The 6415-nt window shown below is 59.0% G+C and carries 4 protein-coding genes and 1 pseudogene; 4 read left to right on the top strand and 1 reads right to left on the bottom strand.

Annotated features, from left to right (window positions below; translation table 11 throughout):
- Nucleotides 1-427 precede the first annotated feature (427 nt).
- The 3 genes from AC1RJW_RS29555 to AC1RJW_RS29565 all read left to right on the top strand — a co-directional run bounded on the left by AC1RJW_RS29555 (nt 428) and on the right by AC1RJW_RS29565 (nt 4145).
- Nucleotides 428-1117 (top strand): phosphatase PAP2 family protein, encoded by a 690-nt coding sequence (locus AC1RJW_RS29555; RefSeq protein ID WP_493048089.1) that lies wholly within the window; start codon nt 428-430, stop codon nt 1115-1117.
- A gap of 62 nt (nt 1118-1179) precedes the next feature.
- The gene (locus AC1RJW_RS29560; RefSeq protein ID WP_493048090.1) at nt 1180-2658 is read left to right on the top strand and encodes a DUF2868 domain-containing protein; all 1479 of its coding nucleotides are present in this window, start codon (nt 1180-1182) and stop codon (nt 2656-2658) included.
- Nucleotides 2655-4145 (top strand): DUF3482 domain-containing protein, encoded by a 1491-nt coding sequence (locus AC1RJW_RS29565; RefSeq protein WP_493048091.1) that lies wholly within the window; start codon nt 2655-2657, stop codon nt 4143-4145. Before AC1RJW_RS29560 ends, AC1RJW_RS29565 begins: the two co-directional genes overlap by 4 nt.
- A 14-nt stretch (nt 4146-4159) precedes the next feature.
- On the opposite strand, the pseudogene AC1RJW_RS29570 reads toward AC1RJW_RS29565, so the two are convergent.
- Nucleotides 4160-5059, bottom strand: a pseudogene (locus AC1RJW_RS29570) (LysR family transcriptional regulator).
- A gap of 103 nt (nt 5060-5162) precedes the next feature.
- Between AC1RJW_RS29570 and AC1RJW_RS29575 the strand changes: the two are divergent.
- Complete coding sequence (locus AC1RJW_RS29575) at nt 5163-6242, top strand: tartrate dehydrogenase (protein WP_493048092.1); 1080 nt, start codon at nt 5163-5165, stop codon at nt 6240-6242.
- Nucleotides 6243-6415 lie beyond the last annotated feature (173 nt).

Here is a 6415-nt window from a genome sequence, read left to right on the forward strand (position 1 = left end):
AGCAACAGTCTTTGGCTGTGGTTTCTTGAGAAAAACCCGATCAGCAATGGTCGGGTTTTTTTTCGTCTGGCGGTTTTGTGGGGCGCCGGTGGTGCTGTCGGCTTACGCACACAGCGCTAAGCCGATTCACCCCCGACCACGCCCACCATGCCACGGACTGATTGGTGTGCGCTTTTGCCGTGCGTAAGGCGGAGTTGGGCGAAGTTGTCGGCCGCGAGCGCTTTTTGCGGGTGATGCCAGAATGCCTTTAACGCGTAATTCATGCCCAGACTTGTAATGTGATCCTGGAAACCCGCCTTGCCCCGTTTGTGTTGCGCCCGGCGGGCACCGTCATGTTCTCTTCATATTGACACTGTACGATGACTTGCATGGCTGCAGCTCTTGAGTGGCCAGTCCCTTTCATCTCATCAAGTAAATGTGTGCAACCATGCTGTCCAAGCTGAAACTCGTCAAAACTTCCAAAGGCATCGATAGCGTTTTGATGCTGTCGGCCATGCTGATACTCTGGATCGGCAATTACAGCAACCTCGACCTCATGATTGCCGACAGTATGTTCGACGGCGCGCGTGGGCAATTTATCGGTACTGACAGCGCATGGGCGGGCAATTTCCAGCTCGTTATGATTTTGCTTGGTGCCGTCGTGATTGGCCTGGCCGTCTGGGACACCTTGCGTCCGCTGGCCTGGCTTGCCTCACGCCGCAGCGCCTTGCGCGTGGTGGCGCTGTCGGCTATCTTCGTGCCGCTAAGCATCTATTGGCTCTCTTCCTTCAGCGATGTGCCCTGCCCCACGGATTTGTTGCGCTATGGCGGACTGGAGCCGTACACGCGTCTGCTGGAAACGTTGCCAGCCAGCGCATCTGCCATGGCATGCCTGCCCGCTATCCAGGCGAACACTGCCTGGTGGATGCTGGCCTTGCCATTGTTCTGTCTGCCTGGACGGCCACGCACGGCGCTGCTGTTCGTCGGCATCATGCTGCTGTGCGGTTTGGCGGTAAGCTGGCAGCAACAGTTGCAAGGTATGCAATTTTTTACGCACACCTTGTGGTCTGCCTGGATCGCTTCTTTCCTGATTTATCTGCTGCATCATTTGTTCCGGACCGAGGACGCGTTGGCCTGAAACACGAAAGTACGTCACAATCTGCCTGTCGAGTTGTCGTTTCATACAAAAACAGGAGCACCATGAACGAGCAGATTGCGAGAGAAGTGGTATTGGTCCGTGCTATCGAGACGGCCGACCAGAAAAAAGAAGTCCTCAGCGAGGATGACCGCATGTATGCCAGCCGCAGTGCGCGTGAGCTTGCGCAGTGGCAAGCTTCGGGCAAGCAGGCCGAAGTCACGGGTGACGATTTCCTGCAGCAGCGTTCCGAGCTGATCATCAAACGCATCACCGAGCGCACGCCCGCCTTCGCCGCTTTCGCGAAACGCCGTAACGGCATGAAAACCCTGGCGCTGACTTTGCCCCTGCTGGCACTGCTGCTGGGCGCCGGGCTCGATCGCATCACGGATCCCCATCGCGTCGACTTGCTGTCGGCGCCCTTGCTGCTGATCATCGCCTGGAATGTGCTGGTGTACCTGGGCTTGCTGATCTGGCTATGCATCCCCTCGCGTTCCCTGGGCTGGCCGAAGGCGGGATTGGTACGCCACCTGAGCGTGGGCCGGCTGGCCTTGCCGCGCAAATTGCCGCACGCCTTGTCCTCGGGCTTGCTTAGTTTTATGGGGGAATGGGCGCACCTGAGCGCCAAGCTGACGGCCGCGCGCCTCGGTCGCACCATCCATCTGAGCGCCGCCATGTTTGCCATCGGCGCCGTTGCCTCGCTGTATGCGCGCGGTTTCCTGTCGCAATACGCGGCCGGCTGGGAAAGCACGTTTCTGAATGCCGGCCAGGTGCACAGCCTGCTGTCGACCCTGTTTGCGCCGGCCATCGCCCTGTTTCATTTGCAAGGTTTTTCGCTGGCGGAAATTGAAGCGCTGCGTTTCCCGCAAACGACGACCGTCGAAGGCGGCGCGCGCTGGGTGCATTTGTATGCGGCAACGATTTTCCTGCTGGTGGTCGTTCCCCGCGTGATCCTGACGCTGCTCAATCACTGGCGCGCCGCGCGTCTGGCGAAACACTTTCCGCTTGATCTTGATCAACCGTATTTCCGCAAACTCAATGAAAGTATCGGCGTGGCCACGGGCGGCATGCTGCGCGTCTTGCCGTACAGCTTTACTGTCGATGAGGCACGCCACAAGGGCCTGGGCCAGCTTTCCATTATGTTGTTCGGCGAGCAGGGGCGTATGATGCTGCGTCCATCGACGTCGTATGGTGAAGAGCCGCAGGAAGTCTTGCGCGGCACCGACTTGAATGATCCGCAAGTCAATATCACGGCCGTGCTGTTCAATCTGACGGCGACGCCGGAAAAGGAAAATCACGGCGCCTTCCTCGATTACCTGGTGCAATCGTCCGCACGCGGCATCGCCGTCCTGATCGATGAGTCCAGTTACCTGGAGCGCGCGGGCGAGCAGGCGGATAAAGGCGTGCGCCTGGCGGAAAGAGTCGCCCTGTGGCAACAGTTCTGCCAGTTCCACAAAACCACGGCCACCCTGGTCAATTTGCTCAATCCTGCCTTGCACCCGCTCGATGCCGGTGTCGGCTTGAAAGTATCGGCAGCAGCATGAGTGTGAATGTGAATAAAGATATCCAGGATGATGCGGTACAGATTCAGTTTGCGCTGATTTCGCACACGAATAATGGCAAGACGACTTTGGCCCGCACCCTGGTGGGCGTGGATATCGGCGAAGTGCGCGACGCCGCCCATGTGACGGTGTTTGCCGAATCGCATACCTTGCTGGCGACGCCGCAGGGTGATGCCCTGCAATTGTGGGACACGCCGGGCTTTGGCGACTCCGTGCGCCTGCTCAAGCGGTTGGGGCAGTCGGGCAATCCCATCGGCTGGTTCCTGCGCGAAGTGCTGGACCGTTATCGCGACCGGCCGTTCTGGCTCAGCCAGCAAGCGCTGCGCACGGCCAAGGACGCGGCCGACGTGGTGCTGTACCTGGTCAACTCCTCGGAGCATCCAAGGGATGCGGGGTACTTGCCGGCGGAAATGAAAATCCTCGAATGGCTGGGTAAGCCCGTGGTGGTCTTGCTCAATCAGATGGGGCCGCCACGTCCGGGTAATGAGGAACACAGCGAGCAGGCGCGCTGGCGCGAACATTTACAGCAATATCCCATCGTGCGCGACGTTTTGGCGCTCGATGCCTTTGCGCGCTGCTGGGTACATGAGCGCGTGTTTTACGAAGCCGTGGGCAAGTTGTTGCCGCAATCGCAGCAAGCTGGCTATGCGCGCTTGTTTGCTACCTGGCAAGCGCAGAATACGGCGCGTTTCCAGCAGGCCATGTACTTGCTGGCCACGCAGCTGGCCGTGGCTGCCCAGGATCGCGAGGCCATCGAGTCGGCGTCCAGGGGCTTGCTGAGATCGGCTTTGCAAGTTGTGGGTATCGGCAAAAATGCAGAGCAGCAACGCCAGGAAAAGGCCATGGCTAGCCTGGTGACGCGGCTCAATACGCACAGTGGGGAAACGACGCGTGAACTGTTGATCTTGCACAAACTCGACCCCACCGATGCGCATAAGATCAATAGCCGGATACGGGAAAATTTCGCCGTGCGCGCGCCGATTGACAAGGCGCAAGCGGGGCTATTGGGCGCCATGATTTCCGGTGCGGCGACCGGACTGTCGGCCGACCTGATTTCCGGTGGCTTGACTCTGGGTACGGGCGCCTTGCTTGGCGGCGTGGTCGGTGCATTGACGTTTGCGGGCGCAGCCTGGGGGTTTAATTCCGGCACGGACCGTAACGAGCCCACGATGCAGTTTACAGACGCCTTCCTGCGCACCTTGGTGGTGGCGGGCGTGCTGCGTTACCTGGCGGTGGCGCACTTTGGCCGTGGCCGCGGCAACTTTGTGGAAGGCGAGGCGCCGGCATTCTGGCAAGATGAGGTCGAGCAAGCGGTCGCGCGCCATGATGCTGCCTTACTTGAGTTGTGGAAAGATGTGCGTCGGGAAAAATCGCCTGAACAAGCTGCCGATCGCGTCGCCCCCGTGATTGCCGCCATCACTTCCGATACCCTTGCGCGTCTATACCCGGATGTGCCGCGTCTCGTGTAGCGAATCAGGCCCAATCAAGCGCGGGCCTGCAGCCATTGTTGTAGAAATTGCACGCAAGCCCTGACCTTGGCCGAGTTCGACAGCCGCGAGGTGGTCACCGCCCACACATCGGCGGCCTGTTGATACGCGGGCAAAATGCGGATCAGCTTGCCTTGCGCCAGGCTACTTTCCACATCCCATGCGGAGCGCAGGATGATGCCGTGGCCATCCAGCGCCCATTGATGGACGATCTCGCCATTGTTGGCCGATAACGGTCCATCGACCTTTACCGTTTCCTGTCCGTGCGGCCCTTGCAGTTTCCAGCGTCGCCCATCCTGGTCGCGCTCTCGGATGACGATGCAGTCATGCTCACGCAATTGCTCCAGGGTGGCAGGCGTGCCATGTCGGGCCAGATAGGCGGGTGCGGCGCACAGTACGCGTTGGTTGCTGGCAATACGGTGGGCGATCAGGTCTGGCTCGCGCACTTCGCCGATGCGAATGTCGAGGTCGAAGCCCTCACCCAGCAGGTCAACGGGGCGGTCGAGCAATTCCAGCTGTATTTTCAGCTCTGGATATTGCCGCGCCAGCTCGGATAGTGCGGGACCGAGCCGGTTGCGTCCAAAGCCGGAACTGGAGCAGATGCGCAGCACGCCTTGCGGCTGCAATTTCGACTGCGCCACCGCTTCACCCATTTGCTCGACATCTTCCAGGATGCGCTGCGCCCATTACCGTACAATCTCGCCGTGATCGGTGACGCTGACCCGACGCGTGGTCCGGTGCAGCAAACGCACTTGCAGTGCCGCTTCCAGCATGCCGATGCGCTTGCTGACAACCGCCTTGGAAATGCCCAGTTCCAGCGCCGTAGCGGCAAAGCTGGTTTTATGGGCGACTTGGCAAAACAGGCGTAAGTCTTCCAGTAGCGGCGTATTTTTCATTGATTGACCACGAAATGTGGATACTGGGGTTATGAATTCCCTGATTGTATTCTGATGTGGCGCCAGTATCATCAACGCATCCATCTATCTACAGGAGAATGTCATGCCCGCACACAGAATCGCAGTCATTGCCGGCGACGGCATAGGCAATGAAGTCATGCCGGAAGGACTGCGTGTTGTCGAGGCCGCTGCGCGCCGCTTCAATATCGACCTGCAGTTCACGACGATGGCGTGGGCGAATTGCGACTATTGCCTCGAGCATGGACAAATGATGCCCTCGGACTGGTTTGCCCAGCTCAAGGATTTCGACGCCATCTATTTTGGCGCCGTGGGCTGGCCGGACAAGGTGCCCGACCATATTTCCTTATGGGGTTCCTTGTTGAAATTCCGGCGCGAGTTCGACGAATACGTCAATTTGCGTCCCGTGCGCTTGATGCCTGGCGTACCTTGCCCACTGGCGAACAAGAAACCGGGCGATATCGACTTTTATGTGGTGCGTGAAAACACGGAAGGAGAATATTCGTCCGTGGGCGGTCGCATGTTCGAGGGCACGGAGCGTGAAACGGTGCTGCAGGAATCCGTTTTTACGCGCAAGGGCGTCGATCGCATTCTGAAATATGCATTTGAGCTGGCGCAAAGCCGGCCTAAAAAACACCTGACCTCGGCGACCAAGTCGAATGGTATCGCCATAAGCATGCCATTCTGGGATGAGCGGGTCGAAGCGATGGGGCCGAGCTTTCCCGATGTGCACTGGGATAAATACCATATCGACATCCTGGCGGCCCGCTTTGTATTGAGCCCCGAGCGTTTTGACGTGGTGGTGGCGTCGAACCTGTTTGGCGATATCCTGTCCGACCTGGGCCCCGCGTGCACAGGAACGATTGCGATCGCACCGTCGGCCAATATCAATCCGGAGCGCACATTCCCCTCCGTCTTTGAACCGGTGCACGGTTCCGCGCCCGATATCTATGGCCAGAATATCGCCAACCCGATCGGCATGATCTGGTCGGGTGCTATGATGCTCGATTTTCTCGGCAATGGCGACGCCCGGTACACGGCCGCACATGACGCGATTGTGCGCGCCATCGAGCAGGTGCTCGAGCATGGCCCGCGTACGCCGGATATGGGCGGCAGCGCCAGTACGACCGACGTTGGCATGGCGATTGCCGAATTGCTGAAATAAAGCTTGCCGCCCGTGGGCGGCTTTGCTATAGTTCGCCTCCCCAATGAGACGCAGTCAAATGCGGCACTTGAGGATCACCGGAAACGGCGATGCAGTAAAAAGAAGGAGTTGACGGACGTAGCAAATTGCTTCATACTCTTCCTTCTTCGCAGCTGACAAACACAACGCTTTGT

Source organism: Janthinobacterium sp. GW822-FHT07A03, assembly GCF_058798815.1.

Excerpts from the sequence above, each read along its gene's own strand:
- AC1RJW_RS29555 (WP_493048089.1), top strand. The coding sequence starts at position 428 with ATGCTGTCCAAGCTGAAACTCGTCAAAACTTCCAAAGGCATCGATAGC.
- AC1RJW_RS29560 (WP_493048090.1), top strand. The coding sequence starts at position 1,180 with ATGAACGAGCAGATTGCGAGAGAAGTGGTATTGGTCCGTGCTATCGAG.
- AC1RJW_RS29565 (WP_493048091.1), top strand. The coding sequence starts at position 2,655 with ATGAGTGTGAATGTGAATAAAGATATCCAGGATGATGCGGTACAGATT.
- AC1RJW_RS29575 (WP_493048092.1), top strand. The coding sequence starts at position 5,163 with ATGCCCGCACACAGAATCGCAGTCATTGCCGGCGACGGCATAGGCAAT.